The organism is Methylobacterium sp. 174MFSha1.1, assembly GCF_900116815.1.
GTDB lineage: Bacteria > Pseudomonadota > Alphaproteobacteria > Rhizobiales > Beijerinckiaceae > Methylobacterium.
The window spans coordinates 32,967-55,612 of sequence record NZ_FPCB01000026.1 but is presented as its reverse complement, the minus strand read 5'-3'; the positions used below and the strand labels follow the sequence as shown (position 1 = coordinate 55,612).

The following is a 22,646-nucleotide window of genomic DNA, read 5'->3' as shown; positions in this document are numbered from 1 at the left end:
GGTCTGGCCGGGAACCTCGGCGGGCGAGCTTGGCTGAAGCGACAGGACGAGCCTTCCGCGAGCATCGGACGGTGCTGCCACATCAACGAGCCAACCAGACGGAAGGATTCGCCAGAAGTATCAGAGGCTGTTTGACCAATCGGCAGCATCGTATCCCACCCACAACCTCATCCAGAGATGTTAGTCGATTGAAAATCGACTGACCTCGAAGGAGGCCTCCAGGGATCGCGGAGAGTCCTGGAGCCCTCCGTCGAGGCCCGCTGCGTGGGCACCTCAGGGTGAGGGCGTGGGTGGGACAGACATCTGAAGATGTCAAAATCGCCCGAACCGACCGAATTCAGGCCAGAGCAAGCTCCGCGGCCCGCCGCGGGGATTGCAGCACCGTCTCGGCCTCGCGGCGCGACAGGCTCTCGACCAGGGCGGCCCAGCGCATGCCGACCTCGTGGCCGAGGGTGAGCCGGCCGGCCTCGTCGTAGCGGCGCCAGCCGCATCGCGGCGCGCCGTCCGCCCCGACCTCGTCGTAGGTCTCGTAGCGCGCGACCAGGCGGTCGTCGCGGTCGTATTCCTGGTGGAACCAGCACATCCCGAACACCCGGCCGCCGCGGCCGAGCATGCCGGCGCTCTCAAGCCGGTGCTCGCCCGGGATGCGGAAGATGGTCTCGAAGGCGGGAGGCGCGCAGCGCATAGGGGCATCTCCGTCGCGGATCTGTCGAGGGAGCGGCGCCGGCACGGACGGGGCGCCGAAACGGTATCGCGAAGTCGGGCCCGGCGGCGCCGGGCGAGGCGGCTCCGGGAGCGCCCCCGGAGATCGCGCGTTAATTATTCCTAAACAATTTGTGCGCTGCAACCATCCGGGCGTCAAGCCCGGATGATTCGGTTCGCAGCCGCGCGAATCACTGACCTTTCGCGGCGATCGCCTCGGCCCAGGCCACCGAGCGGCGGGCCATCGGGATGTGCTGGCGCTCGAACATGCGGCCATTGATCTGGATCGCGCCGCGCTTGGCGTTCTCGGGGCGCTCGTAGACCTCGATCACCATGCGGGCCACCGCGACCTCCTCCTCGGTCGGCGCGAAGGCGGCGTTGGCGAGCGGGACCTGGTTCGGATGGATCAGGGTCTTGCCGTCGAAGCCGAGGATGCGGGCCTGCTCGCATTCCTGGCGGCAGCCGTCAGTGTCCGAGAAGTTGTTGTAGACGCCGTCGAGGATCGTCAGGCCCTCGGCGCGGGCGCCGGCGAGCGCCGTCATCAGCCAGGGCATCATCGGGGCCCGGCCGGGCACGATCTGCGTCCAGGTGTCCTTGGCGAGGTCGTTGGTGCCGAGCACGAAGCAGGTGAGCCGGGTGCCGGGATTGCGCCGGGCCGCGGCGATCGCCTGGATGTTGAGGATCGAGGCCGGTGTCTCGATCATCGCCCAGATCTTGATCTCCGGCGGCGCGTCGAGGGCCTCCAGCCGGTCGGCGATGTTCTCGAGCACCGCCGGGGAGGAGACCTTCGGCATCAGGATCGCGTCGGGCTTCGCCTCGATCGCGGCGCGCAGGTCGGCCTCGCCCCAGGGAGTCTGGGGGGCGTTGACCCGGATGATCAGCTCGCGCTCGCCGTAGCCGCCCTGGCGCACCGCGGCGCAGACCTGCTCGCGCGCCATCTCCTTGGCGTCGGGCGCCACCGCGTCCTCGAGGTCGAGGATCAGGGCGTCGGCCGCCAGGGTGCGGGCCTTTTCCAGCGCGCGCGGGTTGGAGCCCGGCATGTAGAGCACGCTGCGGCGGAGGCGGAGGTCGATCATCGAAGGCGTTCCCTTGCGGTCGCCTCCTGCTTACGGCAGCGCGCGATTGCGTTGCAACATAGTCGGCGGCCGGCCCGCGGATGATGGGTGTCCCGCCCGGATCGTCCCCGGCCCTGAACCGGGGACGGGCGCTCCGTCCAGTCTACTCGGCGGCGATGCGGCGGGGCCGCAGATCGAGGGAGGCGTGGCCGAGCGTCTCGGCCACCGCCGTCAGGGTTCGCGAGAGGGCCTCGAAGCCGGGGCGCGGCGCGAGCTTGCGCTCGTCCATGTAGAGGGCGCGGTTGATCTCGATCTGCAGGGCGTGGCGGCCGAGCGCGGGCTCGCCGTAATGCTCGGTGATGAAGGCGCCCGCATAGGGCTTGTTGCGCACCACCCGCAGGCCGTGGCTGCGGAAGGCCGCCTCGGCGCAATCGACGAGGTCCGGCGCGCAGGACGTGCCGAAGCGGTCGCCGAGCACCACGTCGACCGCGGGTCCCTCGTCGCGGGCGAGGCTGGTCGAGGGCATCGAGTGACAGTCGATCAGGACGGCGTGGCCGAAGGTCCGGGCGGTGCGCGCCACCAGCTCCTTCAGGGTGCGGTGATAGGGCTTGTACAGTTCCTCGATCCGCGCCATCGCCTCCTCGACCGGCAGGCGGGTGCGGTAGATCTCCTGGCCGTCCGCCACCACCCGCGGCACCGTGCCGAGGCCGCCGGCCACCCGCATCGAGCGCACGTTGACGAAGGGCGGCAGCCGCCCGTCGAACATCCGCGGGTCGAGCTCGTACGGCTCGCGGTTCACGTCGAGATAGGCCCGCGGGAAGGCGGCCTGCATCAGCGGCGCGCCCAAACCCACGACGGGCGCGTAGAGCCGGTCGACGAAGGCGTCCTCCGAGCGGCGGAGCGCCACCGCGTCGAGCCGCGAGGCGGCCACGAAGGAAGCCGGATAGACCGCTCCCGAATGGCCGGTGTTGTAGACGAACGGCAGGGTCTGCCGCTCCGGCTCGTCCACCCGGAAGGGCGGCGTGAACAGGCTGGCGGGAGAGACCCGGCTCATCCGGCCGTCCGGAGGAGCAGGGTGGGGACGGGACGCGATCGCACCTTCATCCGGCTAATCTGGCGCCCCTTCCTCTGCCTGTCCACTGCGGCGAGGGGGGCGACGCAGCGTCAGAATTCCGCCGGGGGAAACCGGCCCGGACGGCCCGGCGTCAACACTCTGTTTACCACGCGGCCGCTTTATGGAATGAACGCACCGAATCGGTATCCGGGACTTTCGTTCATGAAGATCCTCCTCGCGGAAGACGACAACGACATGCGTCGCTTCCTCGCCAAGGCGCTCCAGAACGCGGGCTACGACGTGGCCTCGTTCGACAACGGGCTCTCGGCCTACAACCGCCTGCGCGAGGAGCCGTTCGAGCTCCTCCTCACCGACATCGTGATGCCCGAGATGGACGGCATCGAGCTGGCGCGCCGCGCCACCGAGCTCGACCCCGACATCAAGGTGATGTTCATCACCGGCTTCGCCGCGGTGGCGCTCAACCCGGATTCGAAGGCCCCGAAGGACGCCAAGGTCCTGTCGAAGCCGTTCCACCTGCGCGAGCTGGTGACCGAGGTCGAGAAGCTCATGGCGGCCTGAGGCCGCCCCCAGGTCGAAAAGCCGATGGCGGCCTGAGGCCGCCCCGGGTCGAGACGCTGCCGGCGGCTCGACGCCGCCGCTGGCGCGGCTGTCCGCGGGCCCCTATATCGGGGTCCTCCCCAGCAGCGCGCGAGCGGACGGATGCAGCCGGTCACGATCTACACCACCAGCTGGTGCCCCTATTGCGCGGCGGCGAAGTCGCTGCTGCAGGAGAAGGGCGCCGCCTTCACCGAGATCGACGTCGAGGCCAAGGCGGGCGCCCGGCGCGAGATGATCGACAAGGCCGGCGGCCGCACCAGCGTGCCGCAGATCTTCGTCGGCCCGACCCATGTCGGCGGCTGCGACGACCTCTACGCCCTCGACCGCTCCGGCAAGCTCGACCCGCTCCTCGCCGGCTGAGGCGCCCGACGACGTCTCGCCCCTGGCGGGGCGGCGGCGTTCCAGCGTAAGCTTTCCGGCGTCTTCCGGAGTCGAACCCATGACCGCTCCCCGCTTCGTCGCCGCCTGCGTGCAGATGCGCTCCGGCCGCGACCCCGCGCAGAACCGCGACGCGGCGGTGGCGGGCATCCGCGAGGCGGCGGAACGCGGGGCGCACTACGTCCAGACGCCGGAGATGACCTCGCTCCTCGAGCGCGACCGGCCGAGCCTGTTTCAGAAGATCCGCGCGCCGGAGGACGACGCGACCCTCGGGGCGTTGCGCGACGTCGCCCGCGAGCGGGGAATCGTGGTCCATGTCGGCTCGCTGGCGGTGAAGAACGGCGACAAGGTCGCCAACCGCGCCTTCGTGATCGATCGCGAGGGCGCGATCACGGCCGCCTACGACAAGCTCCACCTCTACGACGTCGACCTGCCGAACGGCGAGAGCTACCGCGAATCGGCGACCTATACCGGCGGAGACCGGGCCGTCGTCGCCGACCTGCCCTGGGGCCGGCTCGGCGTCGCGATCTGCTACGACGTGCGCTTCCCCGCTCTCTACCGCGCTCTGGCCGAGGCCGGGGCCGAGATCCTGTCGGCGCCCGCCGCCTTCACCCGCCAGACCGGCGAGGCGCATTGGCACGTGCTCCAGCGCGCCCGGGCGATCGAGACCGGCTCGTTCATGATCTCGGCCGCGCAGGGCGGCCGGCACGAGGACGGGCGCGAGACCTACGGCCACTCGCTCATCGTCGACCCCTGGGGCCGGGTGCTCGCCGAGGCCGACAGCAGCGAGCCCGGGGTGATCCTGGCCGAGATCGACATGGCCCTCGTCGCCGATGCCCGCGCCCGCATCCCGGCCCTGCGCCACGCGAAGCCCGTGGTGGTCGAGGCCGCCCGGGCCTGACGAAGGGCTACGGCCGCGCGGCATTCCCTTGGTGTCGGATTTCCGCCACAAGGGGCGCTTCGCGCGTCGCAGCCCCTCGCAACCGCGCGCCCGCCCCCCGATATCCCGGTCATGATCCGCTACGCCCTGTCCTGCGATTCCGGCCACAGCTTCGAGAGCTGGTTCCCGTCGAGCGAGTCCTACGACGAGCAGGCACGGGCCGGCTTCGTGACCTGCCCGTTCTGCGACAGCCCGAAGGTGGCCAAGCAGATCATGGCGCCGTCCCTCGGCCGCGCAGCGAACCTGCCGGCTCCCGTCGAGGCGCCGAGCGCGCCCGCGGTCCCGGCCCCTGCCGAGGCGCCGGTCAACCTGGTCGCCGAGCCCGAGCGGCAGCTGCGCGCGATGATCCGCGCCCTGCACGAGCACGTCGCCCGCACCGCTGACCATGTCGGCGAGAATTTTGCGACCGAAGCCCGCCGGATGCATTACGGCGAGACCGAGCAGCGGGCGATCTACGGCGAGGCGAGCCTCACCGAGGCGCGCTCGTTGCTGGAGGAGGGGATCGCGGTGCAGCCCCTGCCGTCGCTGCCCGACGATCGGAACTGAGGGCGCACGCGTCTCGCCTCACTCTCAGTTGCTTCACCCCTTTCCCGGACGACTGGAGCGTCAGCGGAAGGAGATCCGGGATTCAGGAGAGAAGTGCCGCGAAGCGGCTCCTTGACTGCACCGTTGCAGACACACGGACGCTTCGCGACTTTTTGTGCTGGATCCCGGATCTCCTTCCACTTCGTTCCAGTCGTCCGGGAAAGGGAGAAGAGATCGATGAGGCAACTTCTTTCTCTCTGATTGCGAATCAGCTCGCCAGAAAAAGCACCGAGCGGTCGGACGCCTCCAGCACCGTCTCGGCCAGCGGCCCGAAAGCCGCGCCGTCGCCGGCGCGGCGCGTGAGGCCCATCACGATCAGGTCGTGATTCCCTGCCCGGGCCCGGCGCAGGATCTCCCGTTCCGGCGCCCGCGTGGCGCGCACCTCCGTCCGCACCCGCAGGCCCGCCTGCTCGGCGAGGTCGAGCACGTCGCGCAAGGCCGCCGAATCGCCCTGGCCCAAGCCGGTGGTCAACCCGGTGAGGCGGCGGCGCGGGCCGGCGGCCTGCGACAGAAACAGCACCGTCAGCGGTGCGCCCGCGCCGCGGGCGAGCGTCACGGCGACCTCGGCGCCGCGTCTCGCGGCCCGGGTCCCGTCGATCACCGCCAGGATCGAGAGGGCGGCGCGCTCCGGGTCCTCGCGATGCGCCCCTCGCGCCGCCGCGATGGCGAGAGGCCCGTCGAACCGCTCGGCTGCGCCGGCCACTGCATCGGCGAGGCCGCCCTCGGGCGCCACGGTCGGGTCGATGCCGACGATCAGGAGGTCGTAGCCCTTGGCCGCCTCCTCGGCGACGGCCTCCGCCGCCGGCGCGTCGCGGACGAGCTCGGTCACCTCGACCGCCCCGGCCTCCTCGTCGCGCGCTCCTTCAGCGGCCTCCGACACGGTGCCGGACAGGACGGCGCCCTCCGTCCCGGGCCCGAGCCGCACCACCGTCACCGGCATGCCGCGCGAGCCGGCGACGAGGCCGGCGATCCGGGCGGCGAAGCGCCCCTTCGCGCCGTCGTCGGCGGCGACGAGCAGGCGTTCGAGATTGGCGACGAAGCCGCGCTCCTCCGCCGCCTCGCGCTCCAGCCGCTCCTTCTCCTCGCCCTTCAGCGGCAGGCGGTGGAGCGCCCAGCGGAGGGTCGGCGGCATCGCCAGGGTGGTGATCAGCGCCATCGCGACGATCATGGTGAACAGGTCCTGGCTCAGCGCCCCCATGCCGAGCCCGATCGAGGCGACGATCACCTCGGTCGAGCCGCGGGCATTCATGCCGCAGGCGAGCGCCAGGGATTCCGACCGCCTCAAGCCGCCGAGCAGCCCGCCCGCGAAGGCGCCGGCGAACTTGCCGAGGCTCGCGATGGCGATGAGCCCGAGGGTGAGGAGCAGGAGGCGCGGGTCGCGCAGGATGGTGAGGTCGGCGCTGAGCCCCGCGAGCCCGAAGAAGATCGGCGCGAACAGGGCGGTGACGACGCCGCGCAGCTGCTCGTCGATGCGCTTCGTCAGGATCGGCGACTGGCCGACGAGGAGGCCGGCCACGAAGGCGCCGAGCACCGTGTGCACGCCGATGGCCTGCGTGATCAGCGCCAGCACGCCCATCAGCACCAGGATCGCGGTGATGACCGCGGCCTCGCTCTGCAGCGAGTCGTTCGCCCAGCGGATCAGCAGGAAGACGAGGCGGCGCCCGACCGTGAGGCTGAGCCCGAGGAACACCAGGGTGCCGGCGAGGCTGCGCCCGACCTCCCACGGATCGATGGTACCGGCCTGCGCCAGGCTGAAGATCACCGCGATGATCACCCAGCCGATCGTGTCGTCGATGATCGCCGAGGCGACGATGACCTGGCCGACGTTGCGGCGCAGGAAATCCATCTCGCGCACCACCATGGCGACGATCTTGACCGACGAGATCGCCAGCGCCGTGCCGAGGAAGAGCGCTGTGACGAGGCGCAGCTCCGGATGCGGCAGCATCGCCTCGGGCAGGAACCAGCCGAGGAGGAAGCCGCAGCCGAACGGCACCGCGACGCCGGTGACCGAGACGCTGAGCGCCGCGCGCCGGACCTTGCGCACCAGGGCGAGGTCGGTCTCCATGCCGGTCATCAGCAGGAGCAGCAGGATGCCGAGCTGGGCGATGCCGTCGAGGAGCGCCTTCTGGTCGCGGCCCGGCGGAAACAGCCAGTGTTGCGCGTCCGGTGAGAGCGCCCCGAGGAAGGATGGCCCGAGCAGGATGCCGGCGAGCAGTTGCCCCATCACCGCCGGCTGACCGACGCGCAGCATCGCCTCTCCGAGCAGGCGCCCGACGGTGAGGAGCAGCACGATCTGGACGACCAGCACGACCTCCGACGGGCCGCCGCCCGAGCCGATCCCGGCGGCCTGCGCGGCGCCGGCGGCGAGGATCGCCAAGACTGGAATCAAGACCGGGAGGGCCGGGACGAGGAGCGCCGGCCTCACGCGGTGGGCCCGCCGGACGGGGCCGGAGGGGAGGGCGGAGGGGCGCTGGTCTCTCGCACGCGGGTCTCTCGGTCCTCTCGCTTCGAGCGAGCGTCAACCGGGGGGCGCTTGGCCGGTTCCGGGCGGCGCGCCGTCATGCGCCGATCGGTGCGATCGCGTGCCGGGCCGCCGGGCTGCCACGTCGTCGCTGGATGCGCGAGGGATTGCCCCGTTTTATGGTCCTTGCTCACTTTGCGTGGATGGCGGTGGATCGCCTCGGGCCGATGATGGCCTGATCCGCCCTGCCCATCGTGGGAGACGTGAACAGTCCCTTCGCCATCTCCGAATGCCGCGTCGCGCATCTCGTCGAACGACACGACGATCGCCTCGTCGTCCCGGTGCGACTGGACGCAGCCACGGGCTGCCGCCCAGAGTGCAGCCATGCGAGCCGGTTCAGGTCGCGCTCAACCAATCCAATGGTTGCTCAAGGTGGGTCATGGGTCGGACGGAACGATCGACCGCGGCCACAGATTTGCAGGTCGAACAGATCTCAGCGCATCGCCTCGCGCTGCGCCAGCGTCGTCGGCGCGCCCGACTTCTGGATCAGTCCGTCGATCTGGTCGCGCTGGCGGCGGAACTCGGCCAGGAGGCGGCCGTCGAGCTCGCGGCCGCGGGGCACGCGGATCTTCATCGGGTCGACGAAGTGGCCGTTGATGATCACCTCGTAGTGCAGGTGGGCGCCGGTCGAGAGACCGGTGGAGCCGACATAGCCGATGATCTGGCCCTGGCGCGCCTTGGCGCCGGCGCTGACGCCGCGGCCGAACCGGGACATGTGGTTGTAGGTGGTGACGTAGCCGTTGGCGTGCTGGATCTCGACCCGGCGGCCGTAGCCCGAGTCCCACTCCGCCTTGATCACCGTGCCGTTGCCGGCCGCGAAGATCGGGGTGCCGATGCGGATCGACCAGTCGACGCCGGTATGGAGCTTGGCGTAGCCGAGCACCGGGTGGCGGCGATAGCCGAAGCCGGAGCTCATGTTGCCGTCGGCGACCGGCTTGCGCAGCAGGAACTTCTTCAGCGAGCGGCCGGCCTCGTCGAGATAGTCGACGCTGCCGTCGTCGGGCGACTGGAAGCGGTAGATGCGCCGCGATTCGCCGCCGAGGTTGAGCGCCGCGAACAGGATGTCGGGCCGCTCGGCCGAGCCGCCGGATTCCTCGTCGTAGGTGTAGAACAGCTCGATGCCGTCGCCGGTGGCGACGCGGCGCTGGAAATCGACGTCGTAGCCGAAGATCCGCACCAGGTCCTCGACGGTCGAGCGCGGCAGGTCGTAGCGCGCCGCGGTCTCGTAGAGGCTGGCATAGAGGCGCGCGCCGGTGCCCTCGTCGTCGTCGTCGGCCTCCGGTTTCGCGGCCGGCTTCTGGGCGACGCCCTCCGGCACCGGCGGGGCCACCGACACGAAGGCGCCGCGGTCGTTCATCGCGGCGATCGCCTCGACGCCGGACTCGCCGTACAGGATCACCCGGGTGAGCTGGCGCGGGTCGCCGGCCCGTGGCCCGGGGCCGACCTGGAGCCGCATCTGCTGGCCCTCGCCGACCGCGCCGGAGCGGACCCGGGTGCCGAGCGCCGCCAGGATCGGGCGGATCTGCTCGTCGAGGCCGCCATTGGCCCGGAGCACGCCCTCCAGAGTCTCGCCGCGCTTGATCGCGACGTCGCGCTCCTCGACCAGCGGCGCGTCGCGCTCGCGCTCCATCTTGGCGAGATCGGTGACGTTCTCGCGCATCACCCGGACCTCGATCGACTTGAACGGGCCGGACGAACCGCCGAAATCGCCGGTCCCGTCGAGGCCCGGCAGGGCGGCCATGCTGCGCAGCGTGCGCGAGAGCATCAGCTGCGGGGCGATGGGGAGCGCGGCGCGCCGGCCGGCCTCGGCCGCGAGCCGCCGCTCCTCCTCGATCTGCGCCGCGACGTCCTCGTCGGAGAGGGCCGGGGCGCCTGCCGGCACCGCGAGGTCGCCGAGATCGCGCTTGACCACCGATACCTCGGCATCCGGCGTCTCGGCGGGCGGTTGCGCCTCCGGGGTACGGTCGGTGCCCGGATCGGTGAAGAACCGCATCGGGTCGAAGGAGGGGATGTCGGTCGCCGCCATCCCGGCGGTGGCCGAGAGCGCGGTGGCGATCCGCACGAACGGCCGGACCTTGATGATCTCGCGCTCGCCCGCCCTCAGGGTCACCGGGGCCTTGAAGCTCTGCTTGGCGAGCGCCACCATCGGGTTGCGCACCAGCCGGTCGCCCTTGCGGACGAGGTTGGTGCCGCCCTCGCTGGCAACCGGGCGGGGCGCCACCGTGACGGCCTGGGGCAATTCGGCGAAGGTGACCTCGCCCTGCAGCGAGACCCAAATCGCCGAGCCGATCAGCCCGGCGCCGGTCATGCCGGTGAGGACGCAGGCGGTGAGCCAGCGCAGGTTGACGTCGCGCCGGTCGGAGCGCGGCGAGGCGGCGCCCGACAGGTCGAGCGGCGGCTCCCGGCCCGGATCGGCCGACCGGCCGCGGGGCGCCTGCTGGGATCCGACCGGGTCGAGCCGCGCGCGCTTCACCGTCTCTCCTTCGCTCATCCGTTCCGAAAACCGACGCGGCACGGCCACGACGGCGAGGAGGACGCTTCGCTCCACGGCATCGCGACCATGCGTGGGCCACGCAGGGAAATCAACGGCGGGCGGGAGGCGCATCCCCAGCCGGCCGCGCGGTCCGCGCGCCGGATCCTCAAGGCTGTCTCTCCGGCGCCAGCATGTCAGGATTGAGGCGTCGGCTTCCCTCGGCGCGGCGCTCGATTTGCCGCATGGCCGGCGCCGGCGCCCGGACCACTTTCGGGCCGGGGCACGAAGCGTCGATCCCCGCGCCGTTTCCCGCGCCGCGGCGGTTCCCACGGCGGCCTCTCTTGCACTACGGTTCCCCACGCTACGGTTCGCCGCCCCTTTCCGGGAGTTCTCCATGATGCGTCGTCACGCCGGCCTCGCCGCCGCCCTGCTGCTCCTCTCCTCGCACGCCGCCTTCGCGCATCCGGGCCACGGCGAGGCCGCCGGGCTCGCGCAGGGCTTCGCTCATCCGTTGAGCGGCGCGGACCACCTCCTCGCCATGGTGGCGGTCGGCCTGCTGGCGGCGGCGCGGGGCGGGCGGGCGCTCTGGGCGGTGCCGCTGGCCTTCCTCGGGATGATGGCGGTCGGGGGATCGCTCGGCGCCGCCGGGATCGCGCTGCCCTTCGTCGAGGTCGGGATCGGCCTGTCGGTGGTGGCGTTCGGCCTCGCGGCCGCGCTCAGTGCCGGCCTGCCGCTCGCCGCGGCGCTCGGCCTCGTCGGGGCCTTCGCGGTGTTCCACGGCTACGCCCACGGTGCCGAGATGCCCGAGACCGCCTCCGGCCTGACCTACGGCCTCGGCTTCCTGACGGCCAGCGCGCTGCTCCACCTCGCCGGCATCGGGCTCGGCCTCGCCGCCGGTCGCGTGACGCAGGGACGCGCGCTGCCCTTCGCCGGGGCCGCCGTGGCGGTGGCGGGCGTGGCGGTGCTGGCCGGAAGCCTCTGAGACCGTAACGACCGGGGCCGCGCGGCTCCGGTCACCCCGGATTGACCGCCGTCGCGAGCCAGCAGGCGGCGCCGAGATGCACCGGCCCCTGTGCCGGCATCGCCTCCCGCAGGGCCGTCAGGGCCCGCTCGCGCGTGAGCGGATCCGCGATCTCCCGCAGGAGCCCGGCGATGGGCCCGACGGTGGCGGAAAAGCGCGCGGCTTCCGCCGCATCGGCGCCGATCTCCAGCGAACGGTCGACGGGCGCGACCGCAGGCGCCGCGAAGCCGGCTTGCCCGAGGAGGGCGACCAGCGCCCCGCCGTCGGCGAAACGGAACGGACCCGGGCCGCCCGGGGGCGAGGGCGGCGGCTCGGGCACCACGCTCAGCACTGCGTCGCGCGGCACGCTCACCCACGGATTCTCGGCGAGCGCGCGCCAGCACAGGACGGTGAGCCGTCCCCCCGGCCGCAGGGCCCGCCGGATGTTGGCGAAGGCCGCGCGCGAGTCCTCGAAGAACATCACCCCGAAGCGCGACAGCGCGAGATCGTGCTCCGGCGCGAAGGGATGGGTCTGGGCATCGGCCTCGATCCAGGCGATCGGCGCGCCGGTGGCCGGCCGGGCGCGGGCCCGGGCCAGCATCGGCCGGGACACGTCCACCGCCGTCACCGCACCGCCGGACCCGGCGCGCGCGGCGGCCATGAGGGCGGTCTCGCCGCAGCCGCAGCCGATATCGAGCACCCGCTCGCCGGGCCGCGGGCCGGCCCCCTCGATGAGGGCGTTGGTCAGCGGCGCGAAGACCCGGTCGAGCTCCGCCTGCATGTCGGCCCAGCGCGTGCCGACGTCGCCGTTCCAGTACTCGGTCTGGGTGATCGGCTCCGGCATCGGCGCACGCCCTCGTCCCGTGGTCCCACCCCGACGCTACAGCCGGCGCGAGACCGAGGGCAAGGGGGCCTCAGGTGGGGGCCTCAGGTGGTCTTGCGCGGCCGTCCCCGCCGCGCGGGCGGCGCCCCGGCCGGGGCGCCGGCGTCGTCATCGGCCCCGCGCAGGCGGCGCCGGCCGAGGCCGCTGTTCTTGGCCAGTTCCGAGCGCTGCGAGGCGTAGTTGGACGCGACCATCGGGTAGTCGCGCGGCAATCCCCATTTCTCGCGATACTGGTCCGGCGTGAGGCCGCGGCCGGCGAGGTGGCGCTTGAGCGTCTTGTAGGGCTTGCCGTCCTCAAGGGAGATGATGTGGTCCGCCGTTACCGTCCGGCGGATCGGGATCGGCGGCTCCGGTTTCGGCGGCTCGGGCGCGGGCGGCGCCATCAGCTGGGTCAAGGTCGAGTGGACGGCGCCGATCATCGGCGGCAACTCGTTCGGCGGCACCGCATTGTTGGACACGTAAGCCGTGATGATCGCGGCGCAAAGATCGACGACGCGGTCACCAGAGCCATTCTCCTCGACATTCATCGCCCAACCCCGTCTGCATTCGTGATGAAGAATGCATGATGATGATCGAACGTCAAACAGACTGCGCGTCGACAGCGGTTAATCCTGTGGGCGTAACCAGTGTTCCTCAATCACTTGGGAGGAGGTCGAACAAACTATGTTTATGAGACGGGCTACGCTCTTCGATGTAGGCGAACGCTGCGGCGGGGCCGTCGCGCGCCCACCGGATGCGGCGCAGGGGCCGGCGCGCAGCATCGCGGCCAGTTCGAGAGCCGATGAGGGATAAGTCTTGAGGAGGATCCGCCCGGCGGCGGATGAATGGTCGGAGTGGCAGGATTTGAACCTGCGACCCCCACGTCCCGAACGTGGTGCGCTACCAGACTGCGCTACACTCCGACGCGCCCGAAGGCACGGGTATCGTACAAACCAAACATCTTGTGCAGATGCCTGATGGTCTCGGGAAGACTCAGCCTCGTGAGAGGGCTGGTCGGAGTGGCAGGATTTGAACCTGCGACCCCCACGTCCCGAACGTGGTGCGCTACCAGACTGCGCTACACTCCGAACGGCCGGCCGTGGCCGACGACCGGGCTTATAGCGAGGGCATCCGGGGGCCGCAAGGCCGTTCATGCGTGATGGCCGAGTTTCTTGAGCCGGCATGGTCCGGGCCGCGGCGGCGGGCGTACGGAGGGGATGGGCCTTGCGCGATTTGCTCCCGCCCCCCATTGTCCCATCGTCAGGGGAAGTCGACACCGGCGGGGTGGCGTATGGCGAGCCGGGTGGCGGCGTGAGCGAGGACGATCAGGCCGGGGTGCCGGAGCCGGGAGCCAGCCACTCCGCGGAGGCGCCGTCCTTGGCGCACCTGAAATCCGCGACGATCCGCGAGCCCGGTCTCGACGACCGCGGCAGCGTGTTCTTCGCGGCGATCGAGATGACCCGGATGCCGATGATCCTGACCGATCCGCGGCAGCCCGACAACCCGATCGTGTTCGCCAACCGGGCGTTCCAGGATCTCACCGGCTACACGCAGGCCGAGCTGATCGGCCGCAACTGCCGCTTCCTGCAGGGGCCCGAGACCAGCCGCGAGACCGTGGCCGAGCTGCGCCAGGCCGTGGAGGAGCGCCGGGCGATCGCGACCGAGATCCTCAACTACAAGCGCGACGGGTCGCCGTTCTGGAACGGCATCTTCATCGGCCCGGTCTTCGACGCGGCCGGGGAGATCGTCTATTTCTTCGCCTCGCAGCTCGACGTGACCCGGCGGCGCGTGTCGGAGCAGGCGTTTCGCCAGGCGCAGAAGATGGAGGCGATCGGCCAGCTCACCGCCGGCCTCGCCCACGACTTCAACAACCTGCTCCAGGTCGTCTCCGGCAACCTCGAACTGGCGCGCAATGCCGTGACGAGCGAGCGGGCCCAGCGCCAGCTCGCCAACGCCGCCGGCGCGGCGGAGCGGGGCGCGAAGCTGACGAAGCAGCTCCTGTCCTTCGCCCGCAAGGCGCGGCTGGAGCCGCGCTCGCTCAACCTCAACGCCCTCGTCCTCGCCTTCGCGGAAGTGGCGGAGAGCACGCTCGGCAGCACCGTCTCGGTGCGCCTCGACCTGACGCCGCGGCTGCCGGCGGTCACGATCGACCGCACCAACCTCGAAATGGCGCTGCTCAACGTGCTCATCAACGCCCGCGACGCGATGCCGGCGGGCGGCACGGTGACGATCTCGACGGCGTCCGTGCACCTCAACGGCAACGGCCGTGCCCGCGGCCTGCCGCCCGGCGACTACGTGGCGCTCCGGGTCCGCGACGAGGGCGAGGGCATGCCGCCCCACGTCGCCGAGCGGGCGACCGAGCCGTTCTTCTCGACCAAGGGCCCCGGCAAGGGCACCGGCCTCGGCCTCGCGATGGCGCACGGCTTCGTGCAGCAGTCGCGCGGACGGCTGGAGATCGAGAGCCGCCCGAGCGGCGGTACCACCATCACGATGCTGTTTCCGGCCGGTCCCGGCGCGGCAGCCGCGGAGGAGCCCGTCGAACGCAAGGCGGTGCTGCGGCGCGGCGACGAGACCGTGCTGGTGGTCGAGGACAGCGACGACGTGCGGGCGCTCGCCCGCGAATACCTCGAGAGCCTCGGCTACCAGGTTCTCGCCGCCCGCGACGGCGAGGAGGCACTGGACATCCTGGAGCGCGAGACGCGGATCGACCTGCTGTTCTCCGACATCGTGATGCCGGGCGGCGTCAACGGCCTGATCCTGGCCGACCGGGCCCAGAGGATGCGGCCGGACCTGCCGGTGCTGCTGACCACCGGCTACAACGAGGACCTGGTGGCGGAGGGCCCCGCGACCCCGACCATGGACGTGCTCGGCAAGCCCTACCGCAAGGCCGAGCTCGCCGACCGGATCCGCGCCGCCCTCGACCGCGGCGCCAGGCCGATGCCGGCCCCGGGCGAGCCGCATCACGGCTGAGCCATCACTGGGCACGGATCCCGCGGAAACGACGATGTCGTCACTTCGCTGACATGGGTGATGCGCCAGAACGGCCGCGCTCATCTCCGCGAGGATCCTATGCCGCGCCGTTCCCTGCTCGCCCTCACGCTCCTCCTGTCGGGCGCGCCCGCCGCCCTGGCGCAAGCGCAGGCCCCGCAGACCTTCCCGGCGACGCTCGCCGGCCACGCCGTCCTGCCGGCGGAGAGCTATCTGCCGACGCCGGAGGACGCACCGAAGGACCTCGCCACGCCGGGCAAGTTCACAACCGGCCGGCGGGTCGAGGCGGTGGGCACCGTCGAGGTGCAGTCGATGGGCCGCGCCACCAGCCTCAAGCTGCCGCTCAAGGGCCAGCCGCTCCAGGGCCATTCCGGCATCAAGCATAGGCCGGACGGCACCTACTGGGTGCTGACCGACAACGGCTTCGGCGCCAAGGCGAATTCGCCCGACGCGATGCTCTATCTCAACCACTACCGGATCGACTTCGAGAAGGGCGGCGTCGAGCGGCTGGAGACGGTCTTCCTGCGCGATCCGGACAGGAAGGTGCCGTTCCGCATCGCCAACGAGGCGACCGAGAGCCGCTACCTCACCGGCAGCGACTTCGACCCCGAGAGCTTCCAGTTCGTCGGCGACCGGATCTGGATCGGCGACGAGTTCGGCCCGTTCCTGATCAAGGCCGACCGCAGCGGCAAGGTCGAGGCGGTGGTCGAGACCCTGGCCTCGGGCAAGCCCGTCCGCTCCCCCGACAACCCGGCGGTGACGACCCCGGCGATGCCCGGCGGCGCGGTCGCCTTCAACGCCCGCCGCTCCAAGGGATTCGAGGGCATGGCCGCCTCGCCCGACGGCAGCCGGCTCTACGCCCTGCTCGAAGGCCCGCTCTGGGACGCCGAGGCGAAGGCGTTCGAGACGCGCGACGGCCGTGAGGTGCTGCGGATCCTCGAATTCGACACCAAGGCCGAGACCTGGACCGGCCGCTCGTGGCTCTACCCGATGGAGCAGGCCGGTCACGCTATCGGCGACTTCAACCTGATCGACGCCACCACGGGTCTCATCATCGAGCGCGACGACGGCGAGGGCACCGCCGACCGGGCCTGCCCGGCGGGCCAGAAGGGGCCGGACTGCTTCTCGGTCCCGGCCAAGTTCAAGCGCGTCTTCAAGATCGAGATGACCGATGCCAACCAGGGCGGCCCGGTGCGCAAGATCGGCTCCATCGACCTGATGCGCATCGCCGACCCGGCGAAGAAGGCGCGCAAGCCGCTGACCGACGGCGCGCTCGCTTTACCCTTCTTCACGATCGAGAACGTCGACAAGGTCGACGACACCCACATCATCGTCGGCAACGACAACAACCTGCCGTTCTCGGCGAGCCGCGACCCGCACAAGGTGGACGACAACGAGTTCGTGCTTCTGGAGGTGGGAGAGTTTTTGAAGGCGAAGTGACCGGCGGCGCCCCACATCCTGGCAGGGATGCGGGGACGCTCAGCGAATGCTGGCTTCAGCGCCGTTTTATTGACTTCGGTTACGATACCTGCTGCGTCATCCCGGGGCTCGCCACAGGCGAGAACCCGGGATGACGATGGAGGGCGTGAGACTCGCCGGGAAAACCGAACCGGCCTCAAGGTTTCGCCTTGTTGGCCTCGCGAAACAGCTGCCATTCCTCGACCACGCGGCCGTCGGGCAGGTGGCAGTAGCCGGCCTCGCCCTGTGGACCCTTGCGGATCTCCAGGCGCCCGCCGACGGAGGTGCAGTAGGCCGAGGCGGGGTTGCCCAAGGCCCAGGCCTGTGACGCGCCTGCGAAGGCGAGCAAAGCGGCGGCAGCAAGCAACGACTTCACGGCTCTTCTCCCGATTCGCACCTGGCGGAAGAATAGGCCCGCGCGATGAACCGGCGGTGACGCGACGTCGCCCCGCCGGTTCGAATGCGTCAGTGACCGCCGCCCAGATACGCCGCCCGCACCTGCGGGTCGTTGCGCAGCTGCGCCGCCGGGCCCTGGAAGCGGATGCGGCCATTCTCGAGCACGTAGGCGTGGTCGGCCACCCCGAGCGCCGCCATGGCGAACTGCTCGACGAGCAGCATCGTCACCTGCTCCTCCTTCAGCCGGCGGATGATGCGGAACACCTCCTCCACCAGCTTCGGGGCGAGGCCCATCGACGGCTCGTCGAGGAGCAGGATCTCCGGGCGCAGCATCAGGGCCCGGCCCATGGCGAGCATCTGCTGCTCGCCGCCCGACAGGGTGCCGGCGAGCTGCGTCCGGCGCTCCTTCAGCCGCGGGAACAGGGTGTAGGCCCGCTCCCGGTCGGCGTTGACGTCGCCCTTCGGCCGCGAGCCGGTGAGGCGCGGGAAGGCGCCGAGGGTCAGGTTGTCCTCGACCGAGAGGGTCGGGAAGACGCGCCGTCCCTCGGGGGAGTGGGCGAGGCCGGTGCGGGCGACGTCGTGGCTGTCGAGGCCGCCGATCTCGCGCCCGTTGAGCTTGATCGAGCCGGCGCGCGGTCGGATCATGCCCGAGAGCGCCCGCATGGTGGTGGTCTTGCCGGCCCCGTTGGAGCCGATCAGGGTGACGACCTGGCCCTTCGGCACCGTGAAGGTGAGGCCGTGCAGGACCTCGATCTGGCCGTAGCCGGCCGACAGGCCGCTGACATCGAGCATCTCTCTACTCCGCGGCGTCGGCAACCGGGCTGCCGAGATAGGCTTCGATGACCTTGGGGTCGGACTGGACCTCGCGGGCGCCGCCCTCCGCGATCTTGTGGCCGAAATCGAGCACGCTGACGCGGTCGCACAGGCCCATCACCACGTCCATGTGGTGCTCGATCAGGATCACCGTGATGCCGGCGTCGCGGATCTTGCGGATGATGAGCGTGAGTTCGGCGATGTCGGGGGCGGTGAGGCCGGCCGCCGGCTCGTCGAGGAGGAGCAGCACCGGATCGAGCGCCAGCGCCCGGCCGATCTCGAGGAGGCGCTGCTTGCCGTAAGGCAAGTTGCGCGCCTCGACCTGGGCGAGGGACCCGAGGCCGACGAAATCGAGGATCGCCATGGCGCGCGCTCGCGCCTCCCGCTCCTCGCGCCGGCGCCGCGGCGTGCCGAGAATGGCGTCGAACAGCGTGCCCTGGAAGCTGTGGTGCAGCCCCACCAGCACGTTCTCCAGGGCCGTCATCTCGCGGAAGAGCTGGACGTTCTGGAAGGTGCGGGCGACGCCCGCGAGCGCGATCTCGGAGGGCGTGCGGCCGTCGAGGCGCTTCACGGCGTCCGTGCCGATGGCGAGCGAGACGCCGCCGGCGGTCGGCTTGTAGATGCCGGTGAGCACGTTCATCATCGTGCTCTTGCCCGAGCCGTTCGGGCCGATCAGCCCGTGGATCGTGCCCGGCCGCACCGCGAGGTCGACCTCGTTGAGGGCCTTGAGGCCGCCGAACTGCATCACCGCCCGCTCGACCTTGAGCAGCGGGTCGGCGCCGGAGCGGCCGCCCTGGCGGATCAGCGCCTCGCCGGAAGCCGACAGCTCCTGCGTCGCGCCCGTATGGGCCGGGCGCAGGAAGGGCAGCTTTTCGCGTAAGAAGCCGACGATGCCCTCGGGCAGGTAGTAGACCACGAACAGGATCATCAGGCCGAAGACGGTGAGGCGGAAATCCGTCACCGACTCCATCGCCAGGGTCGCCGGAAAGAAGAGAAGGCAGAGCACGCCTGGGATCAGCAGGGTCATGCGGTCATCCCGCTTGCGCAGGAAGGCGAGGCCGACCACGACGACGGCGATGGCGGCGATGATCCCGGCCATGATCCGCACCAGGCCGATATCGGCCAGGATGTTCGGCATCATCACGATGATGGCGGCGCCGATCAGCGGTCCGGAGCGCGACTTGCGCCCGCCCATGGTGACGGCGAGCAGGAACAGGACCGTCAGTTCGAAGCCGTAGGAATTCGGCGCGACGTAGCGCTCGGACCAGGCGAACAGCGCGCCGGCGAGGCCCGCGAGCGCGGCCGAGATCACGAAGGCGTAGACCTTGTAGCGGTAGACGCTGACGCCCATGCAGTCGCAGGCGATCGGCGAATCGCGCAGGGCCTCGAAGGCGCGGCCGAAGGGCGAGCGCACCACCCGGTTGACCACCAGGATCGTGAGCAGGAGGCAGGCGCAGACGAGATAGTAGAATTCGAGCTTGCGCCCGGCCGCGCCCCACGGGGCCTGGAGGCCGATCAGCGAGAAGTCGAGGACCCGGGCCGGCGGCAGGGTGATGCCGAGGGGGCCGTTGGTCAGGTCCGTCATCTCGTTGATGAAGATCTGGATGATGGTGCCGAAGGCGAGTGTCACCATCGCCAGATAGGGCCCGCTGACCCGGAGCGCCGGGATCGCCAGCAGCAAGCCGAAACCCGCGGTGACGCCGATGCCGGCGAGGAGCCCGAACCACAGCCCGAGCTTGAGCTTGAGGAACAGCACGGCCGCCGCGTAGGCGCCGATGCCGAACAGGCCGGCATGGCCCAGCGACACCTGGCCGGTATAGCCGACCACGATGTCGAGGCCGAGGATCAGGATCGCGTAGATGGCGATCACGATCAGCAGGTGGATGTAGTACTGGCTGGTGACGACGTGCGGGAAGGCCGCCAGGAAGACGACGAGGCACACGGCCCCGAGGAGGCCGACGAAGCGGCCGAGCCCGGCTTGAGGGACCGGCGGGGCGGTTTGCCGGGCCAGCGCCGGCGCGGGGGCGGACTGCGCCATGATCGTGAGGAACCTTGGAAGAGGCGGGAGCGAAGGCCGCTCCCGCGATCCGGGAGCGGCGCGGCGAAGCAATCAGACCTTCTTGATCACGGCCTTGCCGAACAGGCCGACCGGGCGCACCGCCAGCACGGCGAGCAGCAGGATCAGGCCGGGCACGTCCTTGTAGCCGGTCGAGATGTAGAAGCCGGTCAGCGTCTCGGCGACGCCGAGGATCAGCCCGCCGACGATCACCCCGAGCCCCGATTCGAGGCCGCCGATGATCGCGACCGCGAAGGCCTTGAGCGCCAGCACCGAGCCCATCGTGGCGCCGGTGAGGGTGACGGGGGCGACGAGCACGCCGGCGAAGGCCGCCGTCATCGCGCTGATCGAGTAGGACAGGGTGATGACCTTGCGGGTGTTGATGCCCATCAGGCCGGCGGCGTCGATGTCGTTCGAGGTCGCGACCACCGCCTTGCCCCAGATCGAGCGGCGGTTGAACAGCTCGACCGCGAGCATCATCAGGAGCGCGCCGGCGACGATCATCAGCTCCATCGGCAGCACCCGGACGCCGCCGAAGGTCAGGGCTTCTTCCGGCAGCGGCGAGGGGAACTTGAGGTCGTCGCGGCCCCAGATGTTCTCGGCGACGTTCTTGAAGATGATGCCGAGCGCGATGGTGGCCATGATCCACCCGTACTCGGACTTGATCTTGACCGCCGGGCGCACGCCGAGCCGCTCGACGACGGCGCCGAGCGCGAAGCCGAAGACCAGGACCAGGGGCAGCATCAGCCAGTAGCCGGTGAACGGCACCAGGGTGAGGCCGAACAGGGCGCCCAGCATCAGCGCCTCGCCCTGGCCGAAATTCAGGGTCTTCGAGGTCGCGAAGGTGAGCTGGTAGCCGAACGCGATCGCGGCGTAGATCATGCCGACGGCGATGCCGCTCGCCACGAGCTGAAGGAAGATCTGCATGGAAGGAAGGCTCGTCTCGACGGGCGGGCCCCGCGCGTGATGCGCGGGGCTATAAGATGCGGCCTCAGTTCGAGGCCTTCTCCTTGACGCGGACGACGCCGGCGTTCTTGGCGTCCTCGTCCTTGGCGTAGACGATCTTGCCGTCCTGGACCTTGCCGAACACCACCATGTTGCGGCTGATCGCGTTGTGGTCCTTCGCGGTGAACGGCTTGTCGTAGGTGGTGACCACGCCCTCGACCTTGGTGTTCAGGTTCTCGAGGGCGGAGCGCACCTTCGCGCCGTCGGTCGAGCCGGCCTGCTTGATCGCGGCGGCGAGCAGGTAGACCGAATCGTACCCCTGGGCGCCCGCCACCGGGGTCGGGATCTTGTTGACCTTGAAGGTGGCGTAGTAGCCGTCGAGGAAGGACTTGCGCTTCGGCAGCGTCTTATCCTCGATGAAGGTCTGGGGCATGATCACGCCGTTGCCGTTCGCGCCGGCGATGTCGATGAAGCTCTGCATCGAGGCCGGCCACGAGGTGATCATCGGCACCTTCCAGCCGAGCTTGGCCATGCCGTTGGCGATCTGGGCCAGCTCAGGGCCGATGCCGTAGGCGAGGATCACGTCCGCGCCCGCGGCCTGCGACTTCAACAGCTGGGGCGTCATGTCGACGTCCTTGATGTTGAATTTTTCCACCGCGACCGGCTTCACACCCTTGGCCTTGAGGTATTTTTCCAGGTCCTCGCGGCCGAGCTGGCCGTAATTGGTCGAATCGGCCAGGATCGCGATCTTCTTGAAGCCTTGCGCGACCGCCTCGTCGGCCATCATGCCGGCCTGCAGCACGTCGTAGGCCGAGGTGCGGAAGACGTAGTTGTTGTCGTAGTCCGGCGGGTTGAACTGGTTGGTGATGATCGTGCCGGTGGCGACGTTGTTGATCACCGGGATCTCGGCCTCCTGGTAGAAGCGCTGGGCGGCGAGCGCCACGCCGGTGTTGATGAAGCCGAGGGTGGCGACCACCTTCTCCTTGTTGATCAGCTCCTGGGCGACCTGGGCGCCGACCTCGTTCTTGGCCTCGTCGTCGCGCTCCACGAGCTGGATCTGGCGCCCTAGCACGCCACCGCTCTTGTTGATCTCGTCGGCGGCCAGCCGCACGCCGTCGCGCATCGACACGCCCATCGACGAGGAGCCGCCGGTATAGGGACCGGTCACCCCGATCTTGATCGGGTCGGCCGCCAGGGCCGGGGCCGCGAAGGCGGTCGCGCAGGCGAGGGCCGCCGCGAGCGCGGTCAGGGATGAGCGCATCTGGATTCCTCCGGGGACCGTTTCTTGCCGTCCCGACCTTGGCGGCCGTGGATCGGGGTGCCGGATAGAACCGGGATTGGCAGCGCTTGTCGAGCGCGTCTTTCGATCTAGAAAGGCGCTGCGCCGGACCGGTGGCGACGCTTCGGGCACGGCCGAAGCATCGCCCCCGGCGGCTCGGCATCATCGGCGTGTCGAACGGAGACGACGCCCGATGATCACCTGCTTCATCCGCTACCAGATCGAGCCGACGCGCATCGACGCATTCGAGCATTACGCGCGCGGCTGGAACGCCACGATTCCCCGGTGCGGCGCCGATCTGATCGGCTATTTCGCGCCGCACGAGGGCTCGGCCACCACGGCCTACGGTCTCTACAGCTTGCCCGATCTGGCAGCCTACGAGCGTTACCGTGCGCGTCTGCGCGACGATCCGCTCGGCCGCGAGACCTTCCGCTTCGCCCAGGCGGAGAGGTTCATCCGCCGCGAAGACCGCCTCTTCCTGCGCAAGGTGACCGGGCTGGGGGAGTGAGCGCCGGGCAGGGGC

Annotated in this window: 20 protein-coding genes and 2 tRNA genes; 8 read left to right on the top strand and 14 right to left on the bottom strand. The window is 70.5% G+C overall.

Annotated features, from left to right (window positions below; all coding sequences use genetic code 11):
• Positions 1 to 337: 337 nt before the first annotated feature.
• From BM430_RS22160 to BM430_RS22150, 3 genes are all read right to left on the bottom strand, one after another.
• Positions 338 to 685, bottom strand: a complete 348-nt coding sequence (locus BM430_RS22160) for a hypothetical protein (RefSeq protein ID WP_093569413.1) — start codon at positions 683 to 685, stop codon at positions 338 to 340.
• A gap of 208 nt (positions 686 to 893) precedes the next feature.
• Positions 894 to 1,778, bottom strand: a complete 885-nt coding sequence (locus tag BM430_RS22155; RefSeq protein WP_093569412.1) for an HpcH/HpaI aldolase/citrate lyase family protein — start codon at positions 1,776 to 1,778, stop codon at positions 894 to 896.
• Positions 1,779 to 1,920: 142 nt separating this feature from the next.
• The gene (locus BM430_RS22150) at positions 1,921 to 2,811 is read right to left on the bottom strand and encodes an N-formylglutamate amidohydrolase (protein WP_093569411.1); all 891 of its coding nucleotides are present in this window, start codon (positions 2,809 to 2,811) and stop codon (positions 1,921 to 1,923) included.
• A gap of 222 nt (positions 2,812 to 3,033) precedes the next feature.
• Here BM430_RS22150 and BM430_RS22145 point away from each other — a divergent pair, with 222 nt between their 5' ends.
• From BM430_RS22145 to BM430_RS22130, 4 genes are all read left to right on the top strand, one after another.
• Positions 3,034 to 3,390, top strand: a complete 357-nt coding sequence (locus tag BM430_RS22145; RefSeq protein WP_048427828.1) for a cell cycle two-component system response regulator CpdR — start codon at positions 3,034 to 3,036, stop codon at positions 3,388 to 3,390.
• A 141-nt stretch (positions 3,391 to 3,531) separates the two neighbouring features.
• Positions 3,532 to 3,789, top strand: a complete 258-nt coding sequence (gene grxC / locus BM430_RS22140) for a glutaredoxin 3 (RefSeq protein ID WP_093569410.1) — start codon at positions 3,532 to 3,534, stop codon at positions 3,787 to 3,789.
• 79 nt (positions 3,790 to 3,868) lie between these two features.
• On the top strand, positions 3,869 to 4,708 hold the full coding sequence (locus tag BM430_RS22135; RefSeq protein ID WP_093569409.1) for a carbon-nitrogen hydrolase family protein: 840 nt from the start codon (positions 3,869 to 3,871) through the stop codon (positions 4,706 to 4,708).
• A gap of 111 nt (positions 4,709 to 4,819) precedes the next feature.
• The gene (locus tag BM430_RS22130; protein WP_093569408.1) at positions 4,820 to 5,293 is read left to right on the top strand and encodes a DUF1178 family protein; all 474 of its coding nucleotides are present in this window, start codon (positions 4,820 to 4,822) and stop codon (positions 5,291 to 5,293) included.
• A gap of 247 nt (positions 5,294 to 5,540) precedes the next feature.
• Here BM430_RS22130 and BM430_RS22125 read toward each other — a convergent pair whose 3' ends face one another.
• The gene (locus BM430_RS22125; RefSeq protein WP_244539615.1) at positions 5,541 to 7,709 is read right to left on the bottom strand and encodes a cation:proton antiporter domain-containing protein; all 2,169 of its coding nucleotides are present in this window, start codon (positions 7,707 to 7,709) and stop codon (positions 5,541 to 5,543) included.
• A 577-nt stretch (positions 7,710 to 8,286) separates the two neighbouring features.
• On the bottom strand, positions 8,287 to 10,344 hold the full coding sequence (locus tag BM430_RS22120) for a M23 family metallopeptidase (RefSeq protein WP_093569406.1): 2,058 nt from the start codon (positions 10,342 to 10,344) through the stop codon (positions 8,287 to 8,289).
• Positions 10,345 to 10,723: 379 nt separating this feature from the next.
• Between BM430_RS22120 and BM430_RS22115 the strand changes: the two genes are divergently transcribed.
• Positions 10,724 to 11,308 (top strand): HupE/UreJ family protein, encoded by a 585-nt coding sequence (locus tag BM430_RS22115; RefSeq protein ID WP_093569440.1) that lies wholly within the window; start codon positions 10,724 to 10,726, stop codon positions 11,306 to 11,308.
• 31 nt (positions 11,309 to 11,339) lie between these two features.
• Here the strand turns inward: BM430_RS22115 and BM430_RS22110 are convergent, their stop codons facing one another.
• From BM430_RS22110 to BM430_RS22095, 4 genes are all read right to left on the bottom strand, one after another.
• Positions 11,340 to 12,170 (bottom strand): class I SAM-dependent methyltransferase, encoded by an 831-nt coding sequence (locus BM430_RS22110; protein ID WP_093569405.1) that lies wholly within the window; start codon positions 12,168 to 12,170, stop codon positions 11,340 to 11,342.
• Positions 12,171 to 12,253: 83 nt separating this feature from the next.
• Complete coding sequence (locus BM430_RS22105) at positions 12,254 to 12,736, bottom strand: Ros/MucR family transcriptional regulator (RefSeq protein ID WP_093569404.1); 483 nt, start codon at positions 12,734 to 12,736, stop codon at positions 12,254 to 12,256.
• A 298-nt stretch (positions 12,737 to 13,034) separates the two neighbouring features.
• Positions 13,035 to 13,111 (bottom strand) — tRNA-Pro (locus BM430_RS22100).
• An 88-nt stretch (positions 13,112 to 13,199) separates the two neighbouring features.
• Positions 13,200 to 13,276 (bottom strand) — tRNA-Pro (locus BM430_RS22095).
• A gap of 223 nt (positions 13,277 to 13,499) precedes the next feature.
• Between BM430_RS22095 and BM430_RS22090 the strand changes: the two genes are divergently transcribed.
• Positions 13,500 to 15,158, top strand: a complete 1,659-nt coding sequence (locus BM430_RS22090) for a histidine kinase famiy protein (RefSeq protein WP_244539614.1) — start codon at positions 13,500 to 13,502, stop codon at positions 15,156 to 15,158.
• Between the two features lie 99 nt (positions 15,159 to 15,257).
• Positions 15,258 to 16,616 carry an esterase-like activity of phytase family protein gene (locus tag BM430_RS22085; RefSeq protein WP_093569402.1) on the top strand — a complete coding sequence of 453 codons (1,359 nt, stop codon included), beginning with the start codon at positions 15,258 to 15,260 and terminating at the stop codon, positions 16,614 to 16,616.
• Between the two features lie 175 nt (positions 16,617 to 16,791).
• Here BM430_RS22085 and BM430_RS22080 read toward each other — a convergent pair whose 3' ends face one another.
• From BM430_RS22080 to BM430_RS22060, 5 genes are all read right to left on the bottom strand, one after another.
• A complete protein-coding gene (locus tag BM430_RS22080; RefSeq protein WP_244539613.1) occupies positions 16,792 to 17,010 on the bottom strand; it encodes a putative hemolysin in 219 nt (72 codons plus the stop codon).
• An 89-nt stretch (positions 17,011 to 17,099) separates the two neighbouring features.
• Positions 17,100 to 17,822: an ABC transporter ATP-binding protein gene (locus BM430_RS22075; RefSeq protein WP_093569400.1), complete on the bottom strand. Its 723-nt coding sequence runs from the start codon at positions 17,820 to 17,822 to the stop codon at positions 17,100 to 17,102.
• A gap of 4 nt (positions 17,823 to 17,826) precedes the next feature.
• The gene (locus tag BM430_RS22070) at positions 17,827 to 19,881 is read right to left on the bottom strand and encodes a branched-chain amino acid ABC transporter ATP-binding protein/permease (RefSeq protein ID WP_093569399.1); all 2,055 of its coding nucleotides are present in this window, start codon (positions 19,879 to 19,881) and stop codon (positions 17,827 to 17,829) included.
• A 72-nt stretch (positions 19,882 to 19,953) separates the two neighbouring features.
• Entirely contained in the window at positions 19,954 to 20,826 is an 873-nt protein-coding gene (locus BM430_RS22065) for a branched-chain amino acid ABC transporter permease (protein WP_093569398.1), read from the bottom strand.
• Positions 20,827 to 20,890: 64 nt separating this feature from the next.
• Positions 20,891 to 22,105, bottom strand: coding sequence for an ABC transporter substrate-binding protein (locus tag BM430_RS22060; protein WP_093569397.1), 1,215 nt, complete (start codon positions 22,103 to 22,105; stop codon positions 20,891 to 20,893).
• Positions 22,106 to 22,316: 211 nt separating this feature from the next.
• Between BM430_RS22060 and BM430_RS22055 the strand changes: the two genes are divergently transcribed.
• Positions 22,317 to 22,631, top strand: a complete 315-nt coding sequence (locus BM430_RS22055) for an NIPSNAP family protein (RefSeq protein WP_093569396.1) — start codon at positions 22,317 to 22,319, stop codon at positions 22,629 to 22,631.
• Positions 22,632 to 22,646: the final 15 nt, after the last annotated feature.

Coding starts and splice junctions, on each gene's coding strand:
- BM430_RS22145 (WP_048427828.1), top strand. CDS start 3,034: ATGAAGATCCTCCTCGCGGAAGACGACAACGACATGCGTCGCTTCCTC.
- BM430_RS22115 (WP_093569440.1), top strand. CDS start 10,724: ATGCGTCGTCACGCCGGCCTCGCCGCCGCCCTGCTGCTCCTCTCCTCG.
- grxC (WP_093569410.1), top strand. CDS start 3,532: ATGCAGCCGGTCACGATCTACACCACCAGCTGGTGCCCCTATTGCGCG.
- BM430_RS22130 (WP_093569408.1), top strand. CDS start 4,820: ATGATCCGCTACGCCCTGTCCTGCGATTCCGGCCACAGCTTCGAGAGC.
- BM430_RS22070 (WP_093569399.1), bottom strand. CDS start 19,881: ATGGCGCAGTCCGCCCCCGCGCCGGCGCTGGCCCGGCAAACCGCCCCG.
- BM430_RS22155 (WP_093569412.1), bottom strand. CDS start 1,778: ATGATCGACCTCCGCCTCCGCCGCAGCGTGCTCTACATGCCGGGCTCC.
- BM430_RS22160 (WP_093569413.1), bottom strand. CDS start 685: ATGCGCTGCGCGCCTCCCGCCTTCGAGACCATCTTCCGCATCCCGGGC.
- BM430_RS22075 (WP_093569400.1), bottom strand. CDS start 17,822: ATGCTCGATGTCAGCGGCCTGTCGGCCGGCTACGGCCAGATCGAGGTC.
- BM430_RS22055 (WP_093569396.1), top strand. CDS start 22,317: ATGATCACCTGCTTCATCCGCTACCAGATCGAGCCGACGCGCATCGAC.
- BM430_RS22135 (WP_093569409.1), top strand. CDS start 3,869: ATGACCGCTCCCCGCTTCGTCGCCGCCTGCGTGCAGATGCGCTCCGGC.
- BM430_RS22085 (WP_093569402.1), top strand. CDS start 15,258: ATGCCGCGCCGTTCCCTGCTCGCCCTCACGCTCCTCCTGTCGGGCGCG.
- BM430_RS22105 (WP_093569404.1), bottom strand. CDS start 12,736: ATGAATGTCGAGGAGAATGGCTCTGGTGACCGCGTCGTCGATCTTTGC.
- BM430_RS22065 (WP_093569398.1), bottom strand. CDS start 20,826: ATGCAGATCTTCCTTCAGCTCGTGGCGAGCGGCATCGCCGTCGGCATG.
- BM430_RS22060 (WP_093569397.1), bottom strand. CDS start 22,105: ATGCGCTCATCCCTGACCGCGCTCGCGGCGGCCCTCGCCTGCGCGACC.
- BM430_RS22110 (WP_093569405.1), bottom strand. CDS start 12,170: ATGCCGGAGCCGATCACCCAGACCGAGTACTGGAACGGCGACGTCGGC.
- BM430_RS22120 (WP_093569406.1), bottom strand. CDS start 10,344: ATGAGCGAAGGAGAGACGGTGAAGCGCGCGCGGCTCGACCCGGTCGGA.
- BM430_RS22150 (WP_093569411.1), bottom strand. CDS start 2,811: ATGAGCCGGGTCTCTCCCGCCAGCCTGTTCACGCCGCCCTTCCGGGTG.